Here is a 25,872-nt window from a genome sequence, read left to right on the forward strand (position 1 = left end):
TGCGGTTTGTTCAGTCATGGGCGACCCCCAGATAGGCGTCGATCACCGCCTGGTTGTTGCGCACCTCGTCGGGGCTGCCATCGCCGATCTTCTTGCCGTAATCCATCACCACGACCCGGTCGCTCAGGTCCATGACCACGCCCATGTCGTGCTCGATAAGGGCAATAGTGGTGCCGAACTCGTCGTTCACGTCGAGGATGAAGCGGCTCATGTCCTCTTTCTCCTCGACGTTCATTCCCGCCATCGGCTCATCGAGAAGCAATAGCGAGGGCTGAGCGGCCAGCGCGCGGGCCAGTTCGACCCGCTTTTTCAAACCGTAGGGCAACCGCGATACCGGCGTCTTGCGGATATGCTGGATTTCGAGGAAGTCGATGGTTTTCTCTGCGACCTCGCGGTTTTGAAGTTCTTCCGCTTCGGCCTTGCCCTTCCAGATCGCCTGGGAAAACAGCCCCGTCGTCATGTGGTTGAGACGCCCGGTCATCACGTTGTCGAGAACGGTCATCCCCTCGAACAGGGCGATGTTCTGGAAGGTACGTGCGATGCCCTGGCGCGCCACTTCGAAGGGGCGCATCGGCGGGCGCTTCTCGCCGCGAAACCACACTTCGCCCTCTTGCGGCACGTAAAATCCGCTGATCACGTTGAGCATCGAGGACTTGCCCGCCCCGTTGGGCCCGATGATCGCGCGGATCTCGCCCTCGCGGATGTCGAAGCTGATATCGGTGATCGCCTTGACGCCGCCGAACCGCAACGAGATGTTGCGCATCTCCATCAGCGTGCCGCCAATGGTGCGGCCGTCCTCGGTGACGTAGCTCTGTTCTGTCATCTGGTTCATTCCGCTGCCACCTTTTGCGGGGTCACCGGCACAACGGCCGCGTCTCTGATCTCGAGCGTCGCGCTGATCGCGCCCTTGCGGCCGTCCTCGTAGGTCACCTCGGTCGTGGTCGAAACCTCGGTCGAGCCGTCGTAGAGCGCGGTGATCAGGTCGTTGTACTTGTCCTCGACGATGCGGCGGCGCACCTTGCCGGTGCGCGTAATCTCGCCATCGTCGGCGTCCAGTTCCTTGTGCAGGATCAGGAACCGGTGCACCTGGCAGCCCGACAGCATCGAATCTTCGGCGATCGACGTGTTGGCCTCTTCGACATGGCCCTGGACCATCTCCATGACCTTCGGATGGCCGGCCAGCTCCTGGTACGACGAATAGGAGATGTTGTTGCGCTCGGCCCAGTTGCCGACGGCGCTGAGGTCGATGTTGATGAAGGCCATGCACTTCTCGCGTTCGTTGCCGAACACCACCGCCTCAAGGATGTTGGGGTAGAATTTAAGCTTGTTCTCGACGTACTTCGGCGCGAACAGGCTGCCGTCGGACAGCTTGCCGACGTCCTTGGCGCGGTCGATGATCCGCAGATGTCCGCTTTCGGGTTCGATGAATCCGGCATCCCCGGTGGCGACCCAGCCTTCGGGGTCCTTGGTGTCGGCGGTGCTCTCCGCGTTCTTGTAGTATTCCTCGAACACGCCGGGGCTGCGGTAATAGACCTCGCCATTGTCGGCGATCTTCAACTCGACACCCGGGGCCGGCACGCCCACCGTATCGCTTCGCACCTCGCCGTCGGGCTGCACCGTGATGAACACCGTCGCCTCGGTCTGGCCGTAGAGCTGTTTCAGGTTGATCCCCAGCGAGCGGTAGAAATCGAAGATCTCCGGCCCGATCGCCTCGCCTGCGGTATAGCCCACACGCACCCGGCTAAGGCCCAACGTGTTCTTCAGCGGGCTATAGATCACCAGGTCACCCACCATGTATTTCAGGCGATCCCACAGGCCGACCGGCTTGCCGTCAAGCAGGTCCGGCCCCACGCTGCGCGCGTGCGCCATGAAGGTGTCGAACAGCCATTTCTTGACGCGGCCTGCATCCTCCATCCGGATCATCACATTGGTCAACTGCGTCTCGAAAACGCGCGGCGGCGCGAAATAATAGGTCGGCCCGATCTCGCGCAGGTCGATCATCATCGTGTCGGGGGACTCGGGGCAGTTCACGCAGAACCCGCACCAGCAAGCCTGCCCGATCGAGAAGATGAAATCCCCGACCCAGGCCATCGGCAGGTAGGCGAGCACCTCCTCGTTGGGGCCGAGGTTGTCGAACGCGGCGCTGTTCTTGGCGCTTTCGATGACGTTGCGGTTCGACAGCACCACCCCCTTGGGCTTGCCCGTCGTCCCCGAGGTGTACAGCATCACGCAAGTGTCGCCATAGCCCAGCTTGGCACGGCGCCTTTCCAACTCGCGCGTGAACTCGTCGCGCGCGGCGTGGCCCTGTTCCTGGATGTGCTTGAATTCGTGCAGGCGGGCGTGGTCGTATTTGCGCAGGCCCTTCGGATCGAGGTAGATCATGTGTTCGAACTGGTGCAGTTGGTCCTGCACCTCGATCACCTTGTCGACCTGCTCCTGGTCCTCGGCGACGACGAAACGCGCGCCGCAATGATCCAGGACATAGGCCATCTCCTCGGCGGCCGCGTCCTGGTAGACCGGCACCGGCACCGCGCCGACCGACTGCGCGGCGATCATCGACCAGTAGAAATGCGGGCGGTTGCGCCCGATGATGGCGATGAAATCGCCCTCGTCCACGCCCAGATTGATCAGGCCAAGCGCCAGTTTGTCGATTTCTTCGGCAGCCTGTTTCCAGGTCCAGCTTTGCCAGATGCCGAATTCCTTTTCCCGGTAGGCGGCCTTGTGACCGAACTCCGCGACGTTACGCTGCAGCAGCGCCGGAATGGACGCCAGCCCATCCGCCGCCTGTGACGACTGTGCCAAATCTGTTCCTCCCCAGTGCCCGGTCTTGTCGGCCGGGTGCACTCTCGTTGGCGATTCTCCCCCCATCAAGGGTGCAGGTCGCACCGTCGGCGTCAACTTTTTCCTGATCATTTCGCAATTCTTACAAATTGTAACAGGCGCCATGCCCCCTTTGCCTGCCCTGCGCGCGATGATAGCCATGATCCGTCGCGAGAGGCAGAAATGGTCACACGGCTCACCGATACCGCCGCCATGACGATGGCGGGGCTGAACCTGATCCAGCAGGCGCTGTCGATTTATGACAGCGACCTGCGCCTCGTGGTGTGCAACCGTCCGTTCCGAGAAATGTTCGACCTGCCGGAAAAGCTGACACAGCCCGGCGCCGGGTTCGAGGAAACGATCCGCTTTCTGGTCGACCGCGGCGAATACGGCGAGATCGCCGATATCGACGCTGCCGTTGAGATGCGCGTCGAACAGGCGCGCGCGTTCGAACCGCACTACATGGAGCGCACCCGCCCCGACGGACGCACGATCAGCGTCGAGGGCTCGCCCCTGCCACAGGGGGGCTGGGTGACCGTCTATACCGACATCACCCACACCAAGCAGCAGGAGGCGCTGCTGCGCGCGCGTTCCGAAGAGCTGAGCGACCGCGTCCTGTCCTATGCCGAGAAGCTGGCCAGCACCAACCGCAAGCTGGAGTCGACCATCACCGCGCTGGAAGAGGCCAAGCGGCAGCTTACCGAAACCGAAGCGCGCACCCGCCTGACGACCGAGATGATGCCCGCGCACATCTCCCACGTGGACCACGATCGCATCTATACCTTTTCAAACCGCCGCCTGAACACGGTGATGCCGGGCCGCCCGTCGAGCATCGTCGGCTTGCACATCGCCGAGGCGCTCGGGCACGCCGCCCATGCCGCGATACGCCCGCACCTGGACGCGGCTTTTGCCGGCCGCGCGTCGGTCTTCGAGTTCACCGACGAGGACAGCTCGCGCCGCATCCGCGCGGCGTTTACCCCCGACCGCGACCCGGAAGGCGCCGGCATCAATGGCGTCTACATCCTGTCGATGGACGTGACCGAGGAAACCCAGGCACGCACGGCGTTGCAACAGACCCGCCGGCGCGAGATGGCCGCGCAACTGACCAGCGGCATGGCGCACGATTTCTCGAACCTGCTGACCATCATAATGGGCAGCCAATCGCGCCTGCAACGCATGGACCTGCCGGGCGAGGCGCGCGACCTGATCGCGGCCACACTGTCGGCGGCCAATCGTGGCGGCGGGCTGCTCAACCGCATCGCCGACATCACCGGCGCGCGCGAGTGGCACCCCGCGCCGACCGACCTGCCGGCGCTGCTGGCCGACCTGGAAACGCTGGCGACGCCGGCCCTGCCCGCCGACATCACCCTGCGGATCAGCAACGAGATCGCCCACGGCGCGCTGCTGCTCGACAGCGGCATGGTGCAGGATTCGCTGCTCAACCTGATCCTGAACGCCCGCGACGCGTGCGCCGGCGCGGGCGAAATCACGCTGCGGGTTCGCCCGGTGCAGGACACCTGGGCGGAATTCACAGTCACCGACACCGGGCCGGGGTTTTCGCAAACCGCGCTCGACCACGCGTTGGAGCCGTTCTTTTCCACCAAGGGGGGCGAGGGCTCGGGGCTGGGTCTGGCGATGGTCTACGACATGACCAAGCTCGCCGGAGGGCATGTCAGGCTCAGCAACGCAAGCGGCGGCGGCGGGCGGGTCACCATGCGCCTGCCGCTCAGGCCGGCGCCGGCCGCCACCCCCGCAGCGCCGGGGCTGGTGCTGCTGGTCGAGGACAGCCCCGACCTGCGCGAAGGCGTGCGCGCCATGCTGACCGAAGCCGGCCATGCCGTGATCGAGGCCACCAGCGTGGACGAGGCCAGGGTGCTGCTGGCCGAGGTGCCGGGGATCACGCTGGTGCTCTCGGACATCCAACTCGAAGGCGACGCCACCGGTATCGACCTGGCCGATGCGCTGGCCCGGTTGGAGGCGCCGCCGCCCTGTCGGCTGATGACGTCGCTGCCCGCCGAAAACCCCTTGCATGCCGCCGCGGCGGCCCGCGCCCCGGTGCTGCACAAACCGTTCACCGCGGCGGCCCTGTCGAGTTTCCTGCACCTGTCGGATCCGCGGCCATGACCGCACCGCTCGTCACCATCCTCGACGATGAACCGGCGATACGCGCGATGCTGTCCGACGCGCTGGAGGAAGCCGGTTTTCGCACCATGGCGTTTGCCCGCGCGACCGAGTTCGAGGCCGCCCTGCAAAGCGCCACGCCGGATGTCTGCCTTGTCGATCTGTCGCTGCCCGACCGCGACGGGCTGACGCTGGTGCACCGGCTGGCGCTGGAACAGGGCGCGAGCGTGATCATCATCTCGGGGCGCGCGCAGGTGCAGGACCGGGTCACCGGGCTGGAACTGGGCGCCGACGACTACATCATCAAGCCCTTCGACCCGGCCGAGGTGGTGGCCCGCATCCGCGCCCGCCTGCGCCGCGACCGGCCCGCGCAGCAAACCGCCCAAACCGCCCGCTTCGCCGGCTGGACCGCGCATTTCGACAGCTACATCCTGGAAGACGACGCCGGGCGGGAAACCCCGTTCTCCCACGCCGAGGGCGAGGTGTTGCGCCTGTTCCTCGACCGACCCAAGCGCCTGATCAGCCGCGCCATGATGCAAGAGTCGCTTGGCGGGGCGGCGGGCGAAAGCTTTGACCGGGCGATGGACGTGCGTATCTCGCGGCTGCGCACCAAGTTGCGCGAAGACCCTCGCAACCCGCGCCTGATCAAGACGATCTATGGCGCCGGCTATATCTTTCTGGGCGACGTGCACTGGGGCTGAGGGGCCCGCGCGGGCCGCAAGCTTTGTCTTGCCCCGGGCGCGGATTGGCTGTCATATCGAGGCGACTTTCCAGGGCACGGGGCGACCATGACGACAAAGCGCAAGCGCATCTGGGGGTGGTTCTTTTTCGACTGGGCCAGCCAGCCCTACAACACCCTGCTGCTGACCTTCATCTTCGCGCCCTACATCAAGGAATTGATGCAGGACGGCGCGGCAGCGCAATCGGCATGGGGCTTCGGCATCGGTGCCGCCGGCGTCGTCATCGCGCTGCTGGCGCCTGTTCTGGGCGCACTGGCCGACATGTCGGGCAACAGGATGCGCTGGATCTGGCTGTTTTCCGGGGCTTACGTGGTCGGCTCTTTCGCGCTGTGGTGGGCGGCCCCGGGGAATTTCAACCTCTACGTCATCCTCACGTTCTTCGCCCTGGGCATGATCGGGATGGAATTCGCCACCATCTTCACCAACTCGATGCTGCCCGACCTGGGCACGCGAGAGGAGATCGGCCGCATCTCGGGCAACGGCTGGGCGTTCGGATACCTCGGCGGGCTGGTATCGCTGGTGGTGATGCTGGTGTTTCTCGCCGAAAGCGGTGACACTGGCAAGACGCTGGTCGGGATGGATCCGATATTCGGGCTCGACGCGCAGGCGCGCGAGGGCACGCGCGCTGTCGGGCCGCTGACCGCGATCTGGTACGCGGTGTTCATGATCCCGTTCTTCGTCTGGGTGCGCGACCCGAAACCCGCCGGCGCGCCGCCGGGCGCCGTCAAGCGCGCGCTGGCCGAAGTGCTGACAACCCTGCGCGCGCTGCCGCGCACGCCGTCGCTGTTTGCCTACCTCGCCAGTTCGATGTTCTACCGCGACGCGCTCAACGGCATGTATGTCTTCGGCGGTATCTACGCCGCCGGCGTGCTGGAATGGAGCGTCGTCGATACAGGGGTGTTCGGTATCCTGGCCATCATCGCCGGGGCGCTGTTCGCCTGGATCGGCGGGTTCGCGGATGCCCGTTTCGGCCCGAAGCCCGTCATCACGGCCTCCATCCTGGTTCTGACCTTCGTGGCGGTCTCGATCATCTTCGTGTCGCGCGACAGCGTCTACGGCATCCCGGTCGGGCGCGACTCGTCCCTGCCCGACATCACCTTCTACCTGTTCGGCGCGATGATCGGCGCCGCCGGCGGCATCATCCAGGCGGCAAGCCGCTCGATGATGGTGCGCCAGGCCAACCCCGACCGCATGGCCGAGGCGTTCGGCCTCTACGCATTGGCCGGCAAGGCGACCTCGTTCATCGCGCCGCTGTCGATCGGCGTCGTGACAAGCTGGACGCAAAGCCAGCAACTTGGGGTCACACCGTTGATGGTTCTTTTCCTGCTGGGTCTTTTCCTGCTACTATGGGTCAAACCCGATGGAGACAGCAAAGCATGGGACGCCGCGGCCGACTGATCGCTCTTACCGTCCTTCTGGCCGGGTGCACAACGCCCGGCGTATCACCCGAAAGCGCGCAGCTTTCCACCCGGCAGGAGGTTCCGCAGCAATGGCGCGACGTGCCGGCCAAGGCCCTCTTCGGCAAGCAATCGACCGGATCCGAGCACACCCCGGCCGCCTATGGCGGGTATGCCGGCGGGTGCGTGGCAGGGGCGGTGCAACTGCCCGAAACCGGCCCCACATGGCAGGCGATGCGCCTGTCGCGCAACCGCAACTGGGCCCACCCCGACACGGTTGATTTCGTCAAGATGCTCAGCGCCAAAGCGGCGCGGCAACCCGGCTGGGCGGGGCTCTACTTGGGCGACATGAGCCAGCCGCGCGGCGGGCCGATGCTGTCGGGGCACCGCAGCCACCAGTCGGGGCTTGATGCCGATATCTGGATGCGCCCGCCAACGACCCTGACGCTGTCGCGGGCGGAGCGTGAAAGCATCTCGTCCATCTCGATGCGCCGGGCGCGCGGCGCCTATGTGAACGACAACTGGACCGGCGCCCATCACCAGGTCATCAAGGCTGCGGCACAAGACCCGCGCACCGCGCGGATATTCGTCTTTCCGGGCGCCAAGGTGCGCATGTGCCGCGATGAAACCGGCGACCGCGCCTGGCTGCGCAAGATCCGGCCATGGTGGGGGCATCACTACCATTTCCATGTGCGGCTTAAATGCCCCGAGGGCGCGCGCGGCTGTGTCAACCAGCAACCCCCGCCGCCCGGCGACGGATGCGCGGCGGCGCAGCAATGGGTGGACAATATCCTCAACCCGCCGCCACCGGACCCGGACGCACCCAAACCCAAACCGCGCAAGGAAAAGACCCTGGCCGACCTGCCCGGGCAGTGTGTCGGCGTGCTGCAAGGCAACTGAGCGGCAACGCGCATCCGTGCCCACTTGCCAAGCCGTCCCGCGCGGCGTAAACGCCGCCCACCCGGTTCGCACCGGAATCAAGTCGCCGTAACCTTGTCAAAACGGGCACAAAACATCATGCGTAAACACCATATTCCAGGCATCCTTGCCATGGCCGCGATCGTCGTGGCCTCGAACATCCTGGTGCAGTTCCTGTTCGGCCAGTGGCTGACATGGGGGGCGTTCACCTATCCGTTGGCCTTCCTGGTGACCGACGTCATGAACCGGGTCTATGGCGTCACCGCCGCGCGCCGGGTGGTTGTGGCGGGGTTCATCACCGGGGTGGTGTGCTCGCTGATCGGCACGCAGATCGAGGGCGCCTACGGCCCGTTGGTGACATGGCGCATCGCCGCCGGCTCGGGGCTGGCGTTTCTGACGGCACAATTGGTTGATATCGTTATATTCGACCGCCTGCGCGATCAACGCTGGTGGCGCGCACCGCTGGCCTCGACGCTGGTGGGGTCGTCGCTGGACACGGCGATTTTCTTCACCATCGCCTTCTCGGCCAGCCTTGCGTTTCTCGAGCCGGGCAACGACACCGGCTGGGCGGCCGAGGCACTGCCGCTTCTGGGCTTGGGGCCGCAGGTGCCGCTATGGGTGTCACTGGCGCTGGCCGACTGGATGGTGAAGCTGGGCCTCGCGCTGCTTGCTCTTGTGCCGTTCCGCATCATCGTGCGGTCCTTGACCAGGCAGCCCACATGATTTTGTTTTGACTTGTCCGAAATCTGTGGCAAGATTCGAACAGGTTCAACAACGAAAGGAGGTGGTCCAGTGTCTAAAGAGATGTTGGAGAGAGGTATCGGAACAGTTTGGGAGACCGCCGTCTGAGGCAGCCCTTTGACGGGTGGACCCCGAATTGGTGAGAGCCTGACCGGCCCGCCTCCGAATGATCTCATGAGGGCCGCCCGGCGCACGGGCGGCCCTTTTGACTGCCCCGCCATCGTGGCGCAAGAGGCCATCGTGGCGCAAGAGGGACGACATGCTCAGGATCACCGACGACATCGGCATCGAGGACTGGGAGCTGACCGAGCAGTTCGTTCGCGCCTCGGGCCCCGGCGGGCAGAATGTCAACAAGGTGGCCTCGGCGGTGGAACTGCGCTTCGAGGCGGCGCGCTCGCCCAACCTGCCGGGACCGGTGAAGACCCGGCTGAAGCGCCTGGCCGGGCGGCGCTGGACGCGCGACGGCGCGGTGATCATCCAGTGCGACGAAACCCGCAGCCAGGTCCGCAACCGCGAGATCGCGCGCGAGCGACTGACCGAGCTGATCCGCCAGGCGACCAAGCGGCCCAAGCGGCGCATCGCCACCCGCCCCACGCTGGGGGCGAAAAAACGGCGGCTGAAGGCCAAGAAGGTGCGCGGCGAGGTCAAGGCACTGCGCGGCCGTGTGGAAGGCGACGATTGACCGGCGCGGGGCCTTGACACGCCCGTGCACGATGCCCCGGCCCACGGCGGAACTGTCCCACGGGCAGGCCCGCACAACAGCGGTTATCGCCCGGCTTCACCCACCTGTCCGGGCCATCGGACATTCCACGACAATTCGCGCAAATTGCGAACATTAACGCGTTGTTAGCGGCTGCGCGCGACTCTCGTCCCGTCCGGGAAAAGGAGGGCAGCATGGCAGGCGGGGGCAAAAGGAAATGGGCGGATGTGCCGCCGGGGCAGGACAGCCCGCTCAACCACGCGGTTTCGGCGCGCGATCGCGCCAGCCTCGACATGGTCGCCGCGGCGATCCGGCATCGCGAGGTGTTGCTGGCCTTCCAGCCCGTGGTGCGCGCCGACCGCCCCAACATCCCGGCGTTTTACGAGGGCCTGATCCGGGTAATGGACGACACCGGCCGCGTCATCCCCGCCAAGGACTTCATCGACGCCGTCGAGGTGACGGAACTGGGCCGCAAGATCGACTGCCTGGCACTGGAAATGGGGCTGCGGACGCTGGAACGCGAACCGGGGATTCGCTTGTCGATCAACATGTCGGCGCGGTCTATCGGGTATCCGCGATGGATGCAGGCACTCAAGCAGGGGCTCAGGCGCGATCCGACTTTGGGCGAACGGCTGATCCTGGAAATCACCGAACGGTCTGCCATGCAGGTGCCCGAACTCGTGACGCGATTCATGGCTGATCTGCAAAGCCACGGCGTCACCTTCGCGCTGGACGATTTCGGTGCCGGTTATACGTCGTTCGCCTATCTGCGCGATTTCTACTTCGACATCATCAAGATCGACGGGCAGTTCATCCGCGGGGTCCATGCCGACCCCGACAACCAAGTACTGACGCGGGCGCTGGTCGCCGTCGCGCGACAGTTCGACATGTTCACCGTGGCCGAAAGCGTCGAGTCGGGCGCCGATGCCGCCTGGCTGGCCGCGAACGGTGTCGATTGCCTGCAAGGATATCATTTCGGCGCTCCGGCGATGCGGGCGCCCTGGGACGCGGCCGCGTATCGTCGCCGCGAGACGGGGTGAGGGATCGCGCAGTTGCCGCAATGCGGCATATCCACTATGCTCGCGCCAAATCCGCGGGGGCGTCATGCTCCCCGGGCAATCTGGTGGAGGAAAACCATGACCAACGTAGTAATCGCCTCGGCAGCGCGCACGCCTGTCGGCTCATTCGGCGGGGCATTCGCCAACACGCCGGCGCACGACCTCGGCGCGGCGGTGCTGGAGGCGCTGGTGACGCGCGCCGGGATCGAGAAATCCGAGGTGTCGGAAACCATCCTGGGCCAGGTGCTGACCGCCGCACAGGGCCAGAACCCGGCCCGCCAGGCGCACATCAATGCCGGCCTGCCGATCGAATCGGCGGCCTGGGGCATCAACCAGGTCTGCGGCTCGGGGCTGCGGTCTGTGGCGCTGGCGGCGCAGCACATCCAGCTGGGCGACGCCGACATCGTCGCCGCTGGCGGCCAGGAGAACATGTCGATGTCGCCCCATGCGGCCAACCTGCGTCAGGGTCACAAGATGGGCGACATGAAATACATCGACACGATGATCCGCGACGGCCTGTGGGATGCCTTCAACGGCTACCACATGGGCAACACCGCCGAAAACGTCGCCGAGAAGTGGCAGATCAGCCGCGAGGCACAGGACGAGTTCGCCGTCGCCAGCCAGAACAAGGCCGAGGCGGCGCAGACGGCCGGCCGCTTCGACGACGAGGTGACCCCCTTCACCATCAAGGGCCGTAAGGGCGACACGGTGGTGGACAAGGACGAATACATCCGCCACGGCGTCACCCTGGAAGGGATGCAGAAACTGCGCCCCGCCTTCGCCAAGGACGGCACCGTGACCGCCGCCAATGCCAGCGGCATCAACGACGGCGCCGCGGGCGTTCTGCTGATGAGCGCCGACGAGGCCGAGCGGCGCGGTATCGCGCCGCTGGCGCGGATCGCCTCTTATGCCACGGCCGGGGTCGACCCGTCGATCATGGGCGTCGGCCCGATCGCGGCCAGCCGCAAGGCGCTGGAAAAGGCCGGCTGGAAGGTCGAGGACCTCGACCTTGTCGAGGCCAACGAAGCCTTTGCAGCGCAGGCGCTCGCCGTCAACAAGGACATGGGCTGGGACCCGTCGATCGTGAACGTCAACGGCGGCGCCATCGCCATCGGCCACCCGATCGGCGCCAGCGGCGCGCGCATCCTCAACACGCTGCTGCACGAGATGAAGCGCCGCGATGCCAAGAAGGGGCTTGCCACGCTGTGCATCGGCGGCGGCATGGGTGTCGCCATGTGCGTCGAACGCGACTGAGCGTCACGCGCGCGTCATCGGAATGGGGCACCCTGCACGGCCAGCCCCTCGTAGTAAATGTTGAAGCGCCGCAGGAATAGCCTGCGGCGCTTTTCTACAACAATCGCCAGAGACCTATCTGGGAGATATTATCCCATTTGGCCGCTGAGCGAGTAGTAGCATGAAAAACAAAGAGACGCTGACACCAAAAGAAATCGGCGAGGGAATCACTGGCCTCCTGATGATGGGCTTTTTGGTATGGGGCGCCTATGCAGTATGGTCATGGTCAAGCACAGATGATGGGGTCGAAGAGGGAACAGCAACCGAGTCGGAAACCGTTGAACCGACTGAACCAGAAGTCGAATGTGGGCGAGATTTGCAATGCCTCGATAAAGAGCATGGCACAATAGCAAGCCTCAGATGTGAACCCCTGATCGAGGACCTTGCAGAGTATTCACATCGTTGGACGGATACTTGGTTGGAACCCAAGTTTGATCGGATCTCCTGGGCGAACATGCAAGAAAATCAGATCGTCATCATCGGAGACAAAATCGAGTTTCAGAATGGTTTTGGTGCGTTTCAGCGCGTCCTCTACAAATGCGTTTACGACTTCGGGAATGAGACCGTGGTGGAAGCTACTGTCGAGCCATACTCGATCTATAAATGATCACATGAAGTCTCTCTCGTAGATTCTTCCCCGAGCCAGCCCGAGCCGCATGGCCGGCGTCTTCTTGTCCTCCCCAGGGTCGCACCAGTTGTGGTAGAAGCGGTAGATCTCAGCGAGCTTCACCATGGTGTCGGGCTTGTAGAGATACTGGCGCTTCCATGTCTGGCCCACGCTTCCTGAAGATATTGCAGGCCGGGATGCGAAACGCACGTTGCTCCGGAACTTGTGGAAGTATGAGTCGACGCTACGAAGTGTCGCCAGTCGCAACATGCGGGCCGATGACCTGGGTGAGCGACTCGGGCGATCCGTGAGGATCTTGACCTGCTTGTTGGGTTCGGACTTCCGGGGGAATGGATAGTGGAAGCCCATTTCGAGGGGCCGCTGACCGAGGACCTTCATGATGGCGACCTCTTTATCAACGAGATCGGCATAATCCTGATTTGAAAGGTTGCGGAGTTGCGCATGGCTGACCCCTGTCAGGCCAGACAGGAAAGCCTGGCCCGCAGCGACAACCTGGTTGCGTCTGTCATTTGTCATGCCCTTGTCAAAGCTGACAACCGCGAGGTCGGCGCGCCGTTCGCGGATCTCGTTCGCGAAGGCCGACGAGAACGCTTGTTGGAGGCCACGATCATCGTCCATGACGAAGTAGAGAGGCGCATCTGTCGAGGACAACAAGTCCCGTAGCCAGAGAGCATGGGCGTGCTGCAGGATGTCATAACGCACCAGGACACCACGCTGCGGAAGCTGGTAAAGATTGGTAATCTTTACGCTTTTCTGTTTCTGAAGCTTAACCAGATAGGCATCGAACTCGGTCTGGGTCCAAACCCGTGCGTGGTTGCGAAACGCGATGGAGGCATGCTCTTCGTTCGCGTTTTGGGCAATGTCTTCGGCTTCTTGCATGGACATCGACGGGTCAAACTGAAGGCTTGCTTCCATGATATATCCGGATCGCGCATGCGCGGTGCAAAGGTGCTGGATCGCGACGGATGTGCGCTGCCTCCGTGTCGGCCAGTTGATCATGAGGGTTTGGCTGTCGGTCGCGAACCGGGACCCCGACCGGTGGAAATCGACTTCCGAGAAGTCCTCGCGCTCAACGAGGAAACCTCGAACTTGATCATGGAAGAAGTCGATCCTCTTGTAGAGGTCCTGGTATGTCATGCCGGTGATCTTGCAGATCTTGGCAAACGACATGTCGTTGCACAGCATCTGGAAAAGCATCCGGTTCTTGTCGCTGCGCTTCTGCCTGCGTGCCGGCCTGCCCGCGGAAAAGGTCTTCTGGCACAATCGACATTGCCACCGTGGATCTCCCTTGGCCGTCTTTCCGAAGCGCCGGTAGAACTCCGGGTGGTCATGCGTCGGCATCCCTTGTGCGAAGCACCCGGAGGTTCCGCACGCCGGCGCCGAGGGATCTTGAGAACGGAAGCACTTGAGCCGCTTGAACTCCTCCACAACTGCCCGATTGTTCTTGAGACGGGATGTCTTGTTGCATGTCGGGCATTGGAAATACTCTTCATGCTTTTTTCCCGCGACCACGCCTCGCAAAACGCCGGGAGGCGCCGGCGGCGCTCCCTTAGGCCGCTTGAAAGGGTCGGGCTTTATCCCGTATGATGCGCATGTAGGATTTCGACAGAAGTTTAGATCCAAGCCTTCACATGGCTCGGGTATCCTGAGTTCCAGGTCGTATTCTTCTGTCGCAGATATTTTCGAGGCACACGTCACCCGACATCTCCTTCTGAGAAAGCGTCAGGTGTCTTGTTTCAAAGGGAATGTTGGCCGCAATGCGGCCAACAGAAGTGATTATTTCAACATTTTCTACGAGGGGCTGGCCCTGCACGGTGCCCTTTTTCGTTTCGTGATCGCGCTGCGGGTCGACTCGCGGAAATTTCTTCAAGTAACAATGTTGCGCACCACTCTCATACAAAGTAACAGAGTTGCCGAAGCATTCGACCAAATTGGAGGACACCATGGCCAGAACAGCACTCGTCACCGGCGGAACGCGCGGAATCGGCGCCGCCATTTCCAAGGCACTGCGCGACGCGGGTTATACCGTTGCCGCCACCTATGCCGGAAACGACGAGGCCGCCGCCAAGTTTACCGAGGAAACCGGCATCAAGACCTACAAGTGGAACGTCGGCGATTATGACGAGTCCAGGACCGGGATTGAAAAGGTGCAGTCCGATCTGGGCGCCATCGACGTGGTGGTGGCGAATGCCGGAATCACCCGCGATGCACCGTTTCACAAGATGACACCCGAGAAGTGGCAGGAAGTAATCGACACCAACCTCACCGGCGTGTTCAACACCATCCACCCGGTCTGGCCCGGCATGCGCGAGCGCGGCTTCGGCCGGGTCATCGTGATCAGTTCGATCAACGGGCAGAAAGGCCAGTTCGCGCAGGTCAACTATGCCGCCACCAAGGCCGGCGACCTGGGCATCGTCAAGAGCCTCGCGCAGGAAGGCGCCGCCAAGGGCATCACCGCCAACGCTGTCTGCCCCGGCTACATCGCCACCGAGATGGTGATGGCCGTGCCCGAGAAAGTGCGCGAGAGCATCATCGCGCAGATCCCCACCGGCCGCCTGGGCGAGCCCGAGGAAATCGCGCGTTGCGCGACCTTCCTGGCCTCCGACGACGCCGGCTTCATCAACGGCTCGACGATCTCGGCCAATGGCGGGCAGTTCTTCGTCTGACCCCCCACCGACCTGGAAAACCCAAGGCGCCCCTTGCCGGCAGGGGGCGTCTTTTTCGTGCAATTGCGCACAAACTCCGCGCCTTGATGTGTGTTTACTGCGGCAACGCACGCTCCTATATAGGGCACAACCAAGGAGGCACGCCATGACCTACCACATCAACGGGTTGCACCACGTCACCGCGCTGGCCAGCGATGCGCAGACCAACAACGATTTCTTCACCCGCACGCTGGGCCTGCGCCGGGTGAAAAAGACGGTCAATTTCGACGCGCCACAAGTCTACCATCTGTATTACGGTGATCGCACAGGCACACCCGGAACGGTGATAACCCATTTCCCCTTCCCCCATACCCGGCGCGGCCAGCCCGGCACCGGCGAGGTGGGCGAGACGGCCTTTGCCGTCCCGAAAGGCGCACTGGACTACTGGCAGGCACGGCTGTCGCAAAGCGGGGTCGCCGGCCTGACCCGCAGCGATCGGCTGGGCGAGGCGCGGCTGTGTTTCGCGGGCCCCGATGGCGAGGCGCTGGCACTGGTCGAAACCGATGACGCCCGCGCGCCCTGGACCGGGGCCGACGTGCCCGAAGCGCACGCGATTCGCGGATTTCACTCGGTCACCATGTGCCTTGCCGAGGCGGACGCCAGCGCCGCGCTGCTGGCGCGGCTGGGATACGTCGAAACGGGTCGCGAGGGCGCCGTGACGCGCTATGCCCTGCCCGACGGAGGCAACGGTGCCGGGCGCATCGACATCGAACACGCGCCGGATACCGACGAGGCCCGGCAAGGCGCCGGATCGGTTCATCACATCGCGTTCTCGGTGCCCGACCGCGACGCGCAGGATGCCGCGCGGCGTGACATGCTTGACGCCGGCTACCAGGTGACGCCGCCGATCGACCGGGATTATTTCTGGGCGATCTATTTCCGCAGCCCCGGCGGGGTGCTGTTCGAGATCGCCACCGACGTGCCCGGTTTTGACCGCGACGAAGACATCGCGCACCTGGGCGAGGCGCTGAAACTGCCGCGCCAGCACGCACATCTTCGGGCGGAACTGGAACAGCGCCACCTGGCGCCACTCAGCGACTGAGCCACGCGCCGGTGCCTGAAAGCGCGGCCAGCGGCGGGTTGGCGCCAACCCGCCGCGCGCAATTACTCGGCTTGGGCCGTCAGGCGCTCGATCTCTTCCTTCAGGCGCAGTTTCTGCTTTTTCAGCTCGGCGATGTGCGCATCGCTGGTGCCGGGCGCGCGCTGCGCCTCCTCCACCTGATCCGAGAGGGCATGGTGTTTCCTCTTCAGTTCCTCGACATGCGAACTCAAGCTCATGGGCAGTCTCCTCTCATTTCAATGCGTCTGATGAGTGCATCACAAAACTGTCACGCTGTCACGCCGCGGCTGCATTCATTGAGCGGAATTCCCCGCGGCATTTTCAACGCTCAACGCGGCGCCGGCCATGGCAAGGGCGCGGCGTTGCGCAGCACCGCGCGCAGGTCAGCGGTATAGTCCTCGCCGTCGCCCGCGTGGTGGGGGCCGGTGTGCAGGACAAGACCGTCGTGCAGGCGCAGCGCCGCGCGCCCGCCCTTGCGCGCCCTGAGCAGCACCAGCCTCGCCGCGCGCCCGGCGCGCGGGATAAGCGGCAGCACCTCGACACTGCCCAGCCGCGCCTCGACCAGCGGCAGAAGCGCGCCCAGCCGTTCGGCCCGGTGAATCAGCGTGACCTGCCCGCGCGGGGCGGCGCGGCGGCTGGCGGCGTCGATCCAGTCGGCCAGCGGCGTGGCCTCGGCATGGGCGGCCTCGCGGCCCGTGTCTTGCGCGGCGGTGCGCGTGGCAGGCAGGTAATAGGGCGGGTTGGCGATGACGTGGTCGAACTGCCGCTGGCGCAGCGTGGCGGGCATCTGGGCCAGGTCGCCGGTCATCACCTCGAACGTGACACCGGCCTGCGCGGCATTGTCACGGGCCAGTTGGGCATAGCGCGGCTGCATCTCGATCCCGGTCAGGCTCAGCCCCGGCACCCGTGCCGCCAGGGCCAGGCTGGCCACGCCCACACCGCACCCCAGGTCGAGCACGCTTTGCCCCGTTTGCGCCGGCACCGCCGCGGCCAGCAACACCGGGTCGGTCCCGGCGCGATACCCGCGCGCGGGTTGCCAGACCCTGATCCGCCCGCCAAGGAAGGCGTCATGGGTCAGGTCACGGTTGCTCATCCGGCTCCAGCCCATTTTCGCGCAGGGCGCGGGCCGCGGCGGCGTGGTCGGCGTCGGCCACCATCAGGCGGCGCGGCAATATGCCGATCGAGCCTTCCAGCACGCTCATGTTTACGTCCATTTCAAAGCAGTCTATACCCTCGCCCCGAAGCAGCACCTTGGCGAATGCGATCGCGGTTGGGTCGTTTGATCTGAGAAGCTGTTTCATGATGGGGACATAAGAGCATGGCGCCGGCATTGTCGAGCCATGTTGCAGGGGTGTGATGAGCTTGGACAAAGCTGAAAGCAAGCCGCACGAGCAACTGGCCGCCCACCTGGCGGACGGGATGGAGGCGGTGAACGCTCTGATCCGGGCGCGCATGACCTCACGTCACGCGCCGCGCATCCCCGAGGTGACCGCGCACCTGGTCGAGGCGGGCGGCAAGCGCCTGCGCCCGATGCTGACGCTGGCGGCGGCCGATCTGTGCGGCTACGAAGGCGAGCACCACCTGCGCCTGGCAGCGACGGTCGAGTTCATCCACACCGCCACGCTGCTGCACGACGACGTGGTCGATGAAAGCGGCCAGCGCCGCGGACGGCCCACGGCCAACCTGTTGTGGGACAACAAGTCGAGTGTGCTGGTGGGCGACTACCTGTTTTCGCGCGCCTTCCAGTTGATGGTGGAAACCGAAAACCTGCGCGTGCTGGACATCCTGGCCAACGCCTCGGCCACGATCGCCGAGGGCGAGGTCCTGCAACTGACCGCGGCGCAAGACCTGGCCACCGACGAAGACATCTACCTGGCCGTGGTGCGTGGCAAGACCGCGGCGCTGTTTGCCGCCGCCTGCCAGGTCGGCGGCGTGATCGCCGGCGCCGAGGAGGCGCGCGTTCAGGCGCTTTACGACTATGGCGATGCGCTTGGCGTGGCATTCCAGATCGCCGATGACCTGCTTGATTACCAGGGCCAGGCACAGAGTACCGGAAAGAACGTGGGCGACGATTTCCGCGAACGCAAGCTGACCCTGCCGGTGATCAAGGCGGTGGCACAGGCCGACCCCGAGGAGCGCGCATTCTGGGCGCGCACCATCGAGAAGGGGCAGCAGGAGGCGGGCGATCTGGACCACGCCATCGCCCTGCTGCACCGGCACGGCGCGCTGGAGGCCACCCGAGCCGATGCGCTGGCCTGGGCGAGCAAGGCCAAGCACGCCTTGCGGGCACTTCCCGACCATCCCTTGCGGCTGATGTTGACTGAACTGGCCGACTACGTGGTCGCGCGGGTGACCTGAGCCTGCACGCCCCGGCTCAGCGCAGCGTCACCGCCCGCACCCACCATTCGGGGCGCGCCAGCGCGGCGGCGGCGGCGCGGGCCGCGGCACGGCTGGAAAAGAGGCCGAAACAGGTGGCTCCCGACCCCGACATCCGCGCCAGCATGCACCCCGGCTGCGCCCCGAGCGCCGCCAGCACCGCGCCGATCGCCGGAACTTGTACCATCGCCGGGGCCTGCAAGTCGTTACGCTGCGCCGTCAACCAGCCGGTCAGTACCCCGGCATCCGGCCAGCGCGGCAGTGACGCCGGCATCGGCGCGTTGTCGGCGCGTTCCATGGCGGCAAAGACCGGCCCGGTGGGCACGGCGACGCCGGGGTTGACCAGCACCGCGGCGAGCGGCGGGAATGCCGACAGGGGCGCGACAGCCTCACCGATTCCGCGCATCCGCGCGGCGCGCGCGACAAGGCACACCGGCACGTCGGCGCCGAGGCTGGCAAGCGTGGCGGCGTCGGGCACCGGCCGGCCGGTCAGCCGCGCCACCGCGCGCAAGCAAGCCGCCGCGTCGGACGAGCCGCCGCCTATCCCGGCCGCGGCGGGCAGGTGCTTGTCCAGTGTGACATGCACCGGCGCCGCCATCATCCGCACCGCCCGCAACACCAGGTTGTCGCCGCCCGTGGGCACGCCCGCTGCCATCGGCCCGGTCACCGACAAGCCGGGCGTATCGGCCAGCGAGACGGTCAGGCGGTCGCCCACATCGGCGAAAGCCACCAGCGAATCGAGCAGGTGATAGCCGTCGGCGCGGCGCCCGGTGACGTGCAGCGCAAGGTTGATCTTTGCCGGGGCGAACGCCTCAGTTGCCGCCATTGGCAACCTTGAGGGGGGCGGCGCCTTCCTCGGCCAGCACCTTGTCCAGCCCGACCGCGAGCTTGCGACGCACGCGGTCGGCATCGACCTCTTCCGAGGCATCGCCCTGCTCGATGAACGACAGCGCCCGGCGCCACTGGAACTCGGCCTCGCGGATGCGGCCCACGGCCCAGAGCACGTCGCCGAGGTGATCGTTGACCACCGGGTCGACCGGCATCAATTCGACCGCGCGCTCCATGTGTGGCACGGCCTCTTCGTAGCGGTCGAGGCGGTAGAGCGCCCAGCCGAGGCTGTCGACGATATAGCCGCTTTCGGGTTGCGCCGCGACCGCGCGTTCGATCATCGACAACGCCTCGTCCAGCTTGATGCGCCTCTGGACCAGCGAGTAGCCGAGGTAATTGAGCACCTGCGGTTGGCCGGGGTTAAGCTCCAGCGCCTTGCGGAAATCGGCCTCGGCCTCGGGCCACTGGTCAAGGCGTTCATGGGCGATGGCACGGGCATAGAGGATGAACCAGTTGTCCTTGCGCATGTCGTCGTAAAGCGCCAGCGCCGCGTCATAGGCCGCCACCGCCTCGTCGAAACGTTCGAGCTGGCGCATCAGGTCGCCCCGCGCCACATGCACCGAGGGCAGATCGCCGTTGGTACGACCGAGCTGCGCAAGCACTTCGGCAGCGGCATCGGTGCGCCCGGCGTGGCGCAGCGCCTCGGCGCGGCCCAGCTCGGCGCTGGCAAAGGCAGGGTGATCGCGAGGCACCTCGCGATAGGCCTCGACCGCCAGTTCATGGCGACCCATTTCTTCGAGCAGCGCCGCGCTCATCAGCAGCGCGCCGGTGTGATCGGGGCGCAGGTACTGCGCGGCGCCGGCATAGACCAGCGCATATTCCGGTTCGGCCTGTCCGGAGATCGCCATGGCGACGGAATGGAATACTTCGGCCATGCCGTCGCGCGCCGATTGCAGATGCGTGAACGGCAGTGCCTCGCCCGCGGCCAGCTTGGCACGCAGGACCTTCATCTCGGGGTCGGCCTCGCTGCCGGTAGCCCGGTCGATCAACGCCAGTGCGTCATCGTTGCGCCCCAGCTGGCTCAGCACCTGCACCCGCGCGGTGATGCCGCGCCGGGTCGATTGCAGGGCACCGCCATCGCTTTGGGCAAAGATCGCCTCGGCGCCTTCGAAATCGCCGACCGAGGCCAGGGCCAGCGCCTTGTGATAGGTCCCGAACCCGGCCAGCCCGTCTTCCTGTGCGACGGCATCGAAGGCCTTCAGTGCGGCCTCGACATCACCGCCGCCCAGCAGTGCCCAGCCGCGCGCCAGGCCGTCCACCAGCGGGCCGACGCCACGATCCTCGTCGATGCGGGAGATCACCGCCGCGGCATCGCCGATGCTGGCCTCGTGCGCCAACAGCGCCAGGCTGGCCAGTTGGCTGGTGAGGCCGTCGGCCTCGATCTTGCGGGCGATCGGCACCGCCCTGTCCATGTTGCCCAGGGCCAGTTGCGACAGCAGCGCCTGCTCCAGGATTTCGGGGTTGGAGGGGTCGCTGACCAGCGCCCGCGTGAAATACTCGGCCGCGCTCGGGAAATCGCGTGCGGCAGCGGCCTGCCGGGCGGCCAGATAGGCACCCGTATCGGCGCCGGCGTACAGCGGTTCAGCCCCGGTCATGGCCAGCGTGGCCGCGACAGCAAGACCTGCCATTTTCAGTTTCCCGGTCACGCGGTTGCCCCCTTCAGAAATAACCGTTTCGGCGATGCACCCTAGCGCAGACAGCGCCGGATGCAATGCACGGACGGGCGCAGGCGCGCCGCGGGCGGAACGTTGCTGCCCCGGACACGCCTACATGTTGGGGTAGTTGGGCCCGTCGCCGCCCTGCGGAGTGACCCAGTTGATGTTCTGGCTGGGATCCTTGATGTCGCAGGTCTTGCAGTGCACGCAGTTCTGGAAGTTGATGACGAACTTGGGCTCCTTGCCCTCTTCACGGACCACTTCGTAGACACCCGCCGGGCAGTAGCGCTGCGCCGGCTCGTCGTATTTCGGCAGGTTGACCTCGATCGGCACCTCCGGGTCTTTCAGGTGCAGGTGGCAGGGCTGGTTTTCCTCGTGATTGGTCATCGAGAACGACACGTTGGTCAGCCGGTCAAAGCTGAGCCTGCCATCGGGCTTGGGGTAGTCGATCTGCTTGAACTTGTCGGCGGTGCCGGTAGCCTCGGCATCGGTCTTGCCGTGCTTCATGGTGCCGAAGAGCGAAAAGCCCATGGTGTTGGTCCACATGTCGAACCCGCCAAGCGCGAGGCTGGGCAGCAGCCCCCATTTCGACCACATCGGCTTGACGTTGCGAACCCGTTTCAGGTCGCGGCCGATGGCGCCGGTGCGCACCTCTTGCTCGTAGGCGGTCAGCTCGTCGCTGGCGCGGCCTGCCTTGATGGCCTCGTGCGCCGCCTCGGCCGCGGCCTTTCCAGACAGCATGGCGTTGTGGTTGCCCTTGATGCGCGGCACGTTGACCATGCCCACCGAACAGCCCAACAGGGCCACGCCGGGAGCGACCATTTTCGGCATCGACTGCCAGCCGCCCTCGGAAATCGCGCGGGCACCGTAGGCCACGCGCTTGGCCCCCTTCAGCAGGTCGGCCACCATCGGGTGGTGCTTGAATCGCTGGAATTCCATGTAGGGGTAGAGGTGCGGGTTCTCATAATTCAGGTGCACCACGAAGCCCACGTAGACCTGGTTGTTTTCCAGATGGTAGATGAAGCTGCCGCCGCCCGCGTTCGAGCCCAGCGGCCAGCCCATGGTGTGGGTGACCTCGCCCTCGTTGTGCTTGTCGGGGTCAACCTCCCATATTTCCTTCATGCCAAGGCCGAACTTCTGCGGCTCCTTCCCCTTCGACAGGTCGTATTTCGCCATCACCTCCTTGGCGAGGCTGCCGCGCACGCCCTCGGACAGGAACACGTACTTGCCGTGCAGTTCCATCCCCGGTTCGGTGTTCGGCCCGATCGTGCCGTCGGGTTCCAGCCCGAAGACCCCGGCGACCACGCCCTTGACCTCGCCATCGTCGCCATAGACCATTTCGGAGCAGGCCATGCCGGCAAAGATTTCCACCCCCAGTTCCTCGGCCTGCTCGGCCATCCAGCGGCAGACATTGCCCATGCTGACGATGTAATTGCCGTGGTTCGACATCAGCGGCGGCATCGGCCAGTTGGGGACGCGCACATTGCCGCCCTCGCCCAACATGTAGAAGTTGTCCTCGCGCACCGGCGTGTTGAGGGGCGCGCCCTTGTCCTTCCAGTCGGGGATCAGCGCATCCAGGCCGCACGGGTCGAGCACCGCACCCGAGAGGATGTGCGCCCCGACTTCGGAGCCTTTTTCCAGCACCACGACATCCAGATCGGCATCGAGTTGCTTGAGCCGGATCGCCGCGCCGAGTCCCGCGGGCCCCGCGCCGACGATCACCACGTCGTATTCCATTGCTTCGCGTTCAATCTCGGCCACGTCCTGTCCTCCGCCGTTGGCGCGCTGCGCCCAAAAGTTCAGCGGAAACTAGACCAGCTTGCAGGGCGGATCAATCGCTACGCGGCGGCGCAGAATGGAATTGGTGCGCCGCGCCGGGCTGCCCGCGCTCGGGCGCAGGCGGCGACAATCTGCAGACACGGCGACGGCAAAGCGCCGCGCGCGCACCACGGGGCCTTGACTTTGCAAGGTCTAAGCGGATTTACACGGTTTGGTGACAAATCCCGACTTTCATCACGACGCAGGGTAGCCATGGAAAAGATACCGATGACACGCGCGGGGCATTCCGCGCTTGAGGCCGAGCTGAAACAGCTCAAGTCGGTCGAACGGCCGGCGATCATCCGGGCGATTTCCGAGGCCCGCGAACACGGCGACCTGTCGGAGAACGCCGAGTATCACTCGGCGCGCGAGAAGCAGTCGTTCATCGAGGGGCGCATCAAGGAACTGGAAAGCGCCATCTCGCTGGCCGACGTCATCGACCCGGCCAAGTTGTCGGGGCCGATCAAGTTCGGCGCGACGGTCACGGTCGTGGACGAGGACACCGACGACGAAAAGACCTGGCAGATCGTGGGCGAGCACGAGGCCAATATCGAGAAGGGTCTTCTCAACATCAAGTCGCCCATCGCGCGCGCCCTGATCGGCAAGGACGAGGGCGACAGTGTCGAGGTGCGCACCCCCGGTGGGGAAAAATCCTACGAGATCCTGAAAATCGTGTATTCCTGATAGGCGGGTAATCGGGAAGACGGGCGCATGTCCGACAAAAGCGACAGCCGCCCGGCATTGCCGGGCATCCATGACCGGCCCGTGCAGGGCCGCATCACCGGGATCGAAATCACCGCGGTGGTGATGTCGGTGCTGTGGCTGGGCGGCGCGGGTTACTATTTCCTTTTCGCGGGGGACGAAGCCGCGCCGGCGACAGGCGGCGGTTTCCTTCTCACGATGCTGGTGGTGTTCCTGCCCGTGGCGATGATCTGGGTCGCGGCCACGGCGGCGCGCGCCAGCCGCGTGATGCGCGAGGAAAGCCATCGCCTGCAAGCCGCCATCGACGCGATTCGCCACGCCTATGTCGCCCAGAGCCAGATGAACGGCGCGCGCAGTGACAAGACCCTGGCGGCCAAGCTGGAAGAGATCGCCGAGGCGCAGAAAAAGACCGAAACGGCGCTGGCCGTGTTCACCACCACGCGCGAACGCAGCGCCCCGCTGCGCGACGCGCCCCGGCCGGCGGCGGATGGTAGCGGCGACGGCGAAGCGGGCGACGACCAGGCACCGCTGCCGCTGGGAACCCCGGTCGAGGAAATCGGCCCGGCGCTGTCGCGCGCGGATTTCATCCTCGCGCTCAATTTCCCCGAGACAACCGAGGACGAGGCCGGTTTCGCCGCCCTGCGCAAGGCGCTGCGCGACCGCGAGGCGGCGCAGCTTATTCGCGCCAGCCAGGACGTGCTGACGCTGCTCAGCCAGGACGGAATCTACATGGACGACCTGCGCCCCGACATGGCGCGCACCGAGGTCTGGCGCCGCTTCGCCGCCGGCGAACGGGGCGGCGCCGTGGCTGCGCTTGGCGGTATCCGCGACCGCTCGTCGCTGGCGCTGACGGCGGGGCGGATGAAACAAGACCCGATCTTTCGCGATGCCGCGCATCACTTCCTGCGTCGCTTCGACCGGATGCTGGTGGAGTTCGAGCAAACCGCCACCGACACCGACATATCGCAGCTTGCAAGCACACGCACGGCGCGCGCCTTCATGCTGGTGGGGCGCGTGGCGGGTATCTTCGGCTGAGGCCCCCGCCCCTTTCCGGTCACCCGCCCCACATGGCAGGGGGCGTTGCATCCCCTGCGCATCGCGGCTAACCCTTTGCCCGACCCGGTGCATTCCCCGTCTGAGAGGCCGCGCGCATGCCGCTTGAAACCCAGCGATCCGCCTATTGGCGCGGCGTCCGAGACGGGGCGCCGTTTCTGCTGGTGGTCACCCCGTTCGCGATGCTGTTCGGCGTCGTTGCCACCGAGGCGGGCCTGAACCTGGTCGAGACGATGGCGTTCTCGATCGTAGTGATCGCCGGCGCGGCACAGTTCGCGGCGGTACAGTTGATGGTCGACAACGCGCCGACGGTGGTGGTTCTGGCCTCGTCGCTGGCGATCAACCTGCGCATGGCGATGTATTCGGCCTCGTTGACGCCGCACCTGGGGCGTGCACCGCTGTGGCAGCGCGTGCTGGTGGCCTATTTCATGGTCGACCAGACCTATGCCTGCTCGATCGCCAAGTACGAGACCGAGCCCGACTGGGGCGTCGGGCAGAAGATCGCCTATTTCTTCGGCACCATGACACCGATCTGCCCGATGTGGTACGCGATGACGCTGGCGGGGGCGCTGATCGGGTCGGCCATGCCGGCGGGGCTGGCACTGGATTTCGCGGTGCCGATCACCTTCATCGCGCTGATCGCGCCGATGCTGCGCACCGCCGCGCACAAGGTGGCGGCACTGGTCGCGGTGGCGCTGGCGCTGGTGCTGGCGGGACTGCCGTATAACCTGGGCCTGATCCTGGCCGGGATGGGCGGCATGATGGCCGGCGCGCGAGTCGAGATGTGGCTGGAAAGGCGCGGGTTATGGAGCTAGACAGCACACAGGTCTGGGTTGTGATCATCCTGCTGGGGCTGGGCAGTTTCGGGCTGCGCTTCGTGTTCCTCGGTCTGATCGGCGACCGGCCGATGCCGCCATGGGTGCTGCGCCACCTGCGCTACACGGCGGTGGCGGTGTTGCCGGCGCTGGTCGCCCCGATGGTGGCCTGGCCCGGCGCCACCGATGGCCAGCTCGATGCGCCACGCCTGGCCGCGGCGCTGGTCACGCTGGGGGTGGGGTATTTCACCAAGAATGTCCTGGCAGCGATCGGCCTTGGGGCCGCCACGCTTTACGGGCTGCTCTACCTGTTGGGGTGAAGCGCGAAGAGCGACAAGGCCGCAGTGCCGGTGCGGCTGTACGCGCACGCAGGCCGCGCCCTTT

General features: G+C 65.4%; 26 protein-coding genes. 16 read left to right on the forward strand and 10 right to left on the reverse strand.

Annotated elements, in window-relative coordinates; all coding sequences use genetic code 11:
* Nucleotides 1-10 precede the first annotated feature (10 nt).
* A complete protein-coding gene (locus Q0L89_RS00350) occupies nt 11-823 on the reverse strand; it encodes an ABC transporter ATP-binding protein (protein ID WP_296761662.1) in 813 nt (270 codons plus the stop codon).
* A gap of 5 nt (nt 824-828) precedes the next feature.
* Nucleotides 829-2,802: an AMP-binding protein gene (locus Q0L89_RS00355; protein ID WP_296761584.1), complete on the reverse strand. Its 1,974-nt coding sequence runs from the start codon at nt 2,800-2,802 to the stop codon at nt 829-831.
* A gap of 201 nt (nt 2,803-3,003) precedes the next feature.
* Between Q0L89_RS00355 and Q0L89_RS00360 the strand changes: the two genes are divergently transcribed.
* The 9 genes from Q0L89_RS00360 (at nt 3,004) to Q0L89_RS00400 (ending at nt 12,395) form a co-directional block, all read left to right on the forward strand.
* Nucleotides 3,004-4,944 (forward strand): PAS-domain containing protein, encoded by a 1,941-nt coding sequence (locus Q0L89_RS00360; protein WP_296761587.1) that lies wholly within the window; start codon nt 3,004-3,006, stop codon nt 4,942-4,944.
* Complete coding sequence (locus Q0L89_RS00365) at nt 4,941-5,642, forward strand: response regulator transcription factor (protein ID WP_296761588.1); 702 nt, start codon at nt 4,941-4,943, stop codon at nt 5,640-5,642. Before Q0L89_RS00360 ends, Q0L89_RS00365 begins: the two co-directional genes overlap by 4 nt.
* An 87-nt stretch (nt 5,643-5,729) precedes the next feature.
* The gene (locus Q0L89_RS00370; protein WP_296761591.1) at nt 5,730-7,079 is read left to right on the forward strand and encodes an MFS transporter; all 1,350 of its coding nucleotides are present in this window, start codon (nt 5,730-5,732) and stop codon (nt 7,077-7,079) included.
* Entirely contained in the window at nt 7,058-7,978 is a 921-nt protein-coding gene (gene mepA / locus Q0L89_RS00375) for a penicillin-insensitive murein endopeptidase (protein WP_296761594.1), read from the forward strand. Before Q0L89_RS00370 ends, mepA begins: the two co-directional genes overlap by 22 nt.
* Before the next feature lie 117 nt (nt 7,979-8,095).
* A complete protein-coding gene (locus Q0L89_RS00380) occupies nt 8,096-8,719 on the forward strand; it encodes a queuosine precursor transporter (RefSeq protein ID WP_296761595.1) in 624 nt (207 codons plus the stop codon).
* A gap of 277 nt (nt 8,720-8,996) precedes the next feature.
* On the forward strand, nt 8,997-9,419 hold the full coding sequence (gene arfB, locus Q0L89_RS00385; RefSeq protein WP_296761596.1) for an alternative ribosome rescue aminoacyl-tRNA hydrolase ArfB: 423 nt from the start codon (nt 8,997-8,999) through the stop codon (nt 9,417-9,419).
* A 212-nt stretch (nt 9,420-9,631) separates the two neighbouring features.
* Entirely contained in the window at nt 9,632-10,477 is an 846-nt protein-coding gene (locus Q0L89_RS00390) for an EAL domain-containing protein (protein ID WP_296761599.1), read from the forward strand.
* A 96-nt stretch (nt 10,478-10,573) separates the two neighbouring features.
* Nucleotides 10,574-11,749, forward strand: a complete 1,176-nt coding sequence (locus tag Q0L89_RS00395) for an acetyl-CoA C-acetyltransferase (RefSeq protein ID WP_296761601.1) — start codon at nt 10,574-10,576, stop codon at nt 11,747-11,749.
* A 160-nt stretch (nt 11,750-11,909) separates the two neighbouring features.
* Entirely contained in the window at nt 11,910-12,395 is a 486-nt protein-coding gene (locus Q0L89_RS00400; RefSeq protein WP_296761603.1) for a hypothetical protein, read from the forward strand.
* Here the strand turns inward: Q0L89_RS00400 and Q0L89_RS00405 are convergent, their stop codons facing one another.
* Entirely contained in the window at nt 12,396-13,844 is a 1,449-nt protein-coding gene (locus Q0L89_RS00405) for a hypothetical protein (RefSeq protein ID WP_296761604.1), read from the reverse strand.
* A gap of 199 nt (nt 13,845-14,043) precedes the next feature.
* Nucleotides 14,044-14,382, reverse strand: coding sequence for a hypothetical protein (locus tag Q0L89_RS00410; RefSeq protein ID WP_296761607.1), 339 nt, complete (start codon nt 14,380-14,382; stop codon nt 14,044-14,046).
* Here Q0L89_RS00410 and phbB point away from each other — a divergent pair.
* A complete protein-coding gene (gene phbB / locus Q0L89_RS00415; protein ID WP_296761610.1) occupies nt 14,360-15,082 on the forward strand; it encodes an acetoacetyl-CoA reductase in 723 nt (240 codons plus the stop codon). The genes Q0L89_RS00410 and phbB overlap by 23 nt on opposite strands.
* Before the next feature lie 145 nt (nt 15,083-15,227).
* A complete protein-coding gene (locus Q0L89_RS00420; RefSeq protein WP_296761612.1) occupies nt 15,228-16,163 on the forward strand; it encodes a VOC family protein in 936 nt (311 codons plus the stop codon).
* A 62-nt stretch (nt 16,164-16,225) separates the two neighbouring features.
* Here Q0L89_RS00420 and Q0L89_RS00425 read toward each other — a convergent pair whose 3' ends face one another.
* From Q0L89_RS00425 to Q0L89_RS00435, 3 genes are all read right to left on the reverse strand, one after another.
* Entirely contained in the window at nt 16,226-16,399 is a 174-nt protein-coding gene (locus tag Q0L89_RS00425; RefSeq protein WP_296761615.1) for a DUF465 domain-containing protein, read from the reverse strand.
* Nucleotides 16,400-16,509: 110 nt separating this feature from the next.
* Nucleotides 16,510-17,274, reverse strand: coding sequence for a methyltransferase (locus tag Q0L89_RS00430; protein ID WP_296761617.1), 765 nt, complete (start codon nt 17,272-17,274; stop codon nt 16,510-16,512).
* The gene (locus tag Q0L89_RS00435) at nt 17,261-17,482 is read right to left on the reverse strand and encodes a DUF2007 domain-containing protein (protein WP_296761620.1); all 222 of its coding nucleotides are present in this window, start codon (nt 17,480-17,482) and stop codon (nt 17,261-17,263) included. Before Q0L89_RS00435 ends, Q0L89_RS00430 begins: the two co-directional genes overlap by 14 nt.
* Before the next feature lie 55 nt (nt 17,483-17,537).
* Between Q0L89_RS00435 and Q0L89_RS00440 the strand changes: the two genes are divergently transcribed.
* Nucleotides 17,538-18,539 carry a polyprenyl synthetase family protein gene (locus Q0L89_RS00440; RefSeq protein WP_296761622.1) on the forward strand — a complete coding sequence of 334 codons (1,002 nt, stop codon included), beginning with the start codon at nt 17,538-17,540 and terminating at the stop codon, nt 18,537-18,539.
* Nucleotides 18,540-18,555: 16 nt separating this feature from the next.
* Here the strand turns inward: Q0L89_RS00440 and Q0L89_RS00445 are convergent, their stop codons facing one another.
* The 3 genes from Q0L89_RS00445 to Q0L89_RS00455 all read right to left on the reverse strand — a co-directional run bounded on the left by Q0L89_RS00445 (nt 18,556) and on the right by Q0L89_RS00455 (nt 22,861).
* The gene (locus Q0L89_RS00445; RefSeq protein ID WP_296761624.1) at nt 18,556-19,383 is read right to left on the reverse strand and encodes a 4-(cytidine 5'-diphospho)-2-C-methyl-D-erythritol kinase; all 828 of its coding nucleotides are present in this window, start codon (nt 19,381-19,383) and stop codon (nt 18,556-18,558) included.
* Nucleotides 19,370-21,091, reverse strand: coding sequence for a tetratricopeptide repeat protein (locus tag Q0L89_RS00450; RefSeq protein ID WP_366937886.1), 1,722 nt, complete (start codon nt 21,089-21,091; stop codon nt 19,370-19,372). The genes Q0L89_RS00445 and Q0L89_RS00450 overlap by 14 nt, the downstream gene beginning before the upstream one ends.
* A gap of 120 nt (nt 21,092-21,211) precedes the next feature.
* Entirely contained in the window at nt 21,212-22,861 is a 1,650-nt protein-coding gene (locus Q0L89_RS00455; protein WP_296761627.1) for an electron transfer flavoprotein-ubiquinone oxidoreductase, read from the reverse strand.
* A 270-nt stretch (nt 22,862-23,131) separates the two neighbouring features.
* On the opposite strand from Q0L89_RS00455, the gene greA reads away from it, so the two are divergent.
* From greA to Q0L89_RS00475, 4 genes are all read left to right on the forward strand, one after another.
* A complete protein-coding gene (gene greA / locus Q0L89_RS00460) occupies nt 23,132-23,602 on the forward strand; it encodes a transcription elongation factor GreA (protein WP_296761629.1) in 471 nt (156 codons plus the stop codon).
* Between the two features lie 27 nt (nt 23,603-23,629).
* Complete coding sequence (locus tag Q0L89_RS00465; RefSeq protein WP_296761632.1) at nt 23,630-24,655, forward strand: hypothetical protein; 1,026 nt, start codon at nt 23,630-23,632, stop codon at nt 24,653-24,655.
* Between the two features lie 116 nt (nt 24,656-24,771).
* Nucleotides 24,772-25,488: an AzlC family ABC transporter permease gene (locus tag Q0L89_RS00470; RefSeq protein ID WP_296761635.1), complete on the forward strand. Its 717-nt coding sequence runs from the start codon at nt 24,772-24,774 to the stop codon at nt 25,486-25,488.
* The gene (locus Q0L89_RS00475; RefSeq protein WP_296761637.1) at nt 25,479-25,808 is read left to right on the forward strand and encodes an AzlD domain-containing protein; all 330 of its coding nucleotides are present in this window, start codon (nt 25,479-25,481) and stop codon (nt 25,806-25,808) included. Before Q0L89_RS00470 ends, Q0L89_RS00475 begins: the two co-directional genes overlap by 10 nt.
* The last annotated feature ends 64 nt before the right edge of the window (nt 25,809-25,872 follow it).

Source organism: Sediminimonas sp., from assembly GCF_024637375.1.
Lineage (GTDB): Bacteria > Pseudomonadota > Alphaproteobacteria > Rhodobacterales > Rhodobacteraceae > Sediminimonas.

Bases quoted from the DNA above. Each gene is read 5' to 3' on its own strand.
- arfB (WP_296761596.1), top strand. From the start codon at position 8,997: ATGCTCAGGATCACCGACGACATCGGCATCGAGGACTGGGAGCTGACC.
- Q0L89_RS00445 (WP_296761624.1), bottom strand. From the start codon at position 19,383: ATGGCGGCAACTGAGGCGTTCGCCCCGGCAAAGATCAACCTTGCGCTG.
- Q0L89_RS00430 (WP_296761617.1), bottom strand. From the start codon at position 17,274: ATGAGCAACCGTGACCTGACCCATGACGCCTTCCTTGGCGGGCGGATC.
- Q0L89_RS00440 (WP_296761622.1), top strand. From the start codon at position 17,538: ATGAGCTTGGACAAAGCTGAAAGCAAGCCGCACGAGCAACTGGCCGCC.
- Q0L89_RS00370 (WP_296761591.1), top strand. From the start codon at position 5,730: ATGACGACAAAGCGCAAGCGCATCTGGGGGTGGTTCTTTTTCGACTGG.
- phbB (WP_296761610.1), top strand. From the start codon at position 14,360: ATGGCCAGAACAGCACTCGTCACCGGCGGAACGCGCGGAATCGGCGCC.
- Q0L89_RS00470 (WP_296761635.1), top strand. From the start codon at position 24,772: ATGCCGCTTGAAACCCAGCGATCCGCCTATTGGCGCGGCGTCCGAGAC.
- Q0L89_RS00365 (WP_296761588.1), top strand. From the start codon at position 4,941: ATGACCGCACCGCTCGTCACCATCCTCGACGATGAACCGGCGATACGC.
- Q0L89_RS00465 (WP_296761632.1), top strand. From the start codon at position 23,630: ATGTCCGACAAAAGCGACAGCCGCCCGGCATTGCCGGGCATCCATGAC.
- Q0L89_RS00390 (WP_296761599.1), top strand. From the start codon at position 9,632: ATGGCAGGCGGGGGCAAAAGGAAATGGGCGGATGTGCCGCCGGGGCAG.
- Q0L89_RS00425 (WP_296761615.1), bottom strand. From the start codon at position 16,399: ATGAGCTTGAGTTCGCATGTCGAGGAACTGAAGAGGAAACACCATGCC.
- Q0L89_RS00350 (WP_296761662.1), bottom strand. From the start codon at position 823: ATGACAGAACAGAGCTACGTCACCGAGGACGGCCGCACCATTGGCGGC.
- Q0L89_RS00395 (WP_296761601.1), top strand. From the start codon at position 10,574: ATGACCAACGTAGTAATCGCCTCGGCAGCGCGCACGCCTGTCGGCTCA.
- Q0L89_RS00435 (WP_296761620.1), bottom strand. From the start codon at position 17,482: ATGAAACAGCTTCTCAGATCAAACGACCCAACCGCGATCGCATTCGCC.
- Q0L89_RS00380 (WP_296761595.1), top strand. From the start codon at position 8,096: ATGCGTAAACACCATATTCCAGGCATCCTTGCCATGGCCGCGATCGTC.
- Q0L89_RS00400 (WP_296761603.1), top strand. From the start codon at position 11,910: ATGAAAAACAAAGAGACGCTGACACCAAAAGAAATCGGCGAGGGAATC.
- Q0L89_RS00420 (WP_296761612.1), top strand. From the start codon at position 15,228: ATGACCTACCACATCAACGGGTTGCACCACGTCACCGCGCTGGCCAGC.
- mepA (WP_296761594.1), top strand. From the start codon at position 7,058: ATGGGACGCCGCGGCCGACTGATCGCTCTTACCGTCCTTCTGGCCGGG.
- Q0L89_RS00475 (WP_296761637.1), top strand. From the start codon at position 25,479: ATGGAGCTAGACAGCACACAGGTCTGGGTTGTGATCATCCTGCTGGGG.
- Q0L89_RS00360 (WP_296761587.1), top strand. From the start codon at position 3,004: ATGGTCACACGGCTCACCGATACCGCCGCCATGACGATGGCGGGGCTG.
- greA (WP_296761629.1), top strand. From the start codon at position 23,132: ATGGAAAAGATACCGATGACACGCGCGGGGCATTCCGCGCTTGAGGCC.